This window comes from Ruegeria intermedia (assembly GCF_900129345.1).
GTDB classification, from domain to species: domain Bacteria; phylum Pseudomonadota; class Alphaproteobacteria; order Rhodobacterales; family Rhodobacteraceae; genus Ruegeria; species Ruegeria intermedia.
In genome coordinates this window covers 1-1445 of record NZ_FQVK01000071.1, presented here as the reverse complement: position 1 = coordinate 1445, position 1445 = coordinate 1, and the positions used below count along the sequence as shown (strand labels likewise).

At 69.6% G+C, this 1445-nt stretch carries 1 protein-coding gene; it reads left to right on the top strand.

Translation table 11 applies throughout. From position 1 onward, the window contains the following. Positions 1-66: 66 nt before the first annotated feature. Positions 67-1445, top strand: a 1379-nt coding sequence (locus F3H26_RS19225; RefSeq protein ID WP_223162598.1) for a cation-translocating P-type ATPase, incomplete at its 3' end; no start/stop codon positions are given.

Sequence of the window (1445 nt, the reverse complement as noted above, 5' to 3'; positions counted from 1 at the left end):
CTCAACGGCGTGACGTGAGGCTTCCTCCAGATACGACATGACAACCGGATTTGAACCAACAGGACCATGAACCAGCCGATGCACCAACCGCCCGCCGTCGAACGCCCCACTACCGTCGAAGCCGGTGGGAAATGGCACGCCACGGAAAGCCTCGACGCGCTGGTCGCCCTCGAATCATCGCCCGATGGCTTGTCGCAGGGGGAAGCCTCGAGACGGCTGGCGCAATACGGGCCGAATGCGCTGCCCGAGGGCCGGCGCGCCGGCCCGCTGCGCCGCTTCCTGCGGCAGTTCAACAACCTGCTGATCTACGTCCTGCTGGCGGCCGCGGCGATCACGGCCGGGCTCGGCCACTGGATCGACACCGGGGTGATCCTCGCCGTGGTGGTGGTCAACGCAATCATCGGCTTCGTGCAGGAAGGCCGCGCCGAGGCCGCCATCGCCGCGCTGCACAGGATGCTGGCGCCGCAGGCCACGGTGCTGCGCGACGGCCAGCGGCTGCGCGTCCCGGCCGAACAACTCGTTCCCGGCGACGTGATCCTGGTCGAGGCCGGCGACCGTGTGCCGGCCGACGCCCGGCTGATCGAGGCCAGCCGCCTGAAGGCGCAGGAAGCGATCCTCACGGGCGAATCCGTGCCGGTCGAGAAATCCACCGAGGCGGTCGCCGAAGACGCCCCGCTGGGCGAGCGCAGGAACATGCTGTTCTCGGGCACGCTCATCGTGGCCGGACAGGGCCGCGCGGTCGTGACCGCGACCGGCAGCGCGACCGAGATCGGCCGGATCAGCGGGATGCTGGGCGGGGTCGAGGAACTGACCACGCCGCTGTTGCGCAAGATGGACGCCTTTGCCCGCTGGATCACGGCGCTGATCCTGTTCGGCGCGGGGCTGCTTCTGATCTACGGCCATTTCGTCCAACACCACCCGTTCGAAGAGCTGTTCATGACCGTCGTCGGGCTCGCGGTCGCGGCGATCCCCGAGGGGCTGCCGGCGGTGCTGACGATCACGCTGGCGGTGGGCGTGCGCAAGATGGCCGACCGCCACGCCATCGTCCGCCGCCTGCCGGCGATCGAGACGCTCGGCGCGCTGACGGTGATCTGCACCGACAAGACCGGCACGCTGACCCGCAACGAGATGATGGCTGCCGAGGTGACCACCCGCACCGACAGCTACCAGGTGACGGGCGACGGCTACCTGCCGGATGGCGAGATTCTCCCCGAAGCCGGCGCGAACGGCGAGGATACCGCATTGGCCGCGCTCATCGAAGCCGGCATGGCCTGCAACGACAGCGCGCTCGTCGATGGCCCGGACGGCCGCGCGATCACCGGAGACCCGATGGAGGCCGCGCTTCTGGTACTGGCCGAAAAGGCCGGGCGGTTGGAGGAGCGGCGGGGCATCGCCCGGCTGGCCGTGATCCCCTTCGACGCCGCGCACCGCTACATGGCCACGCT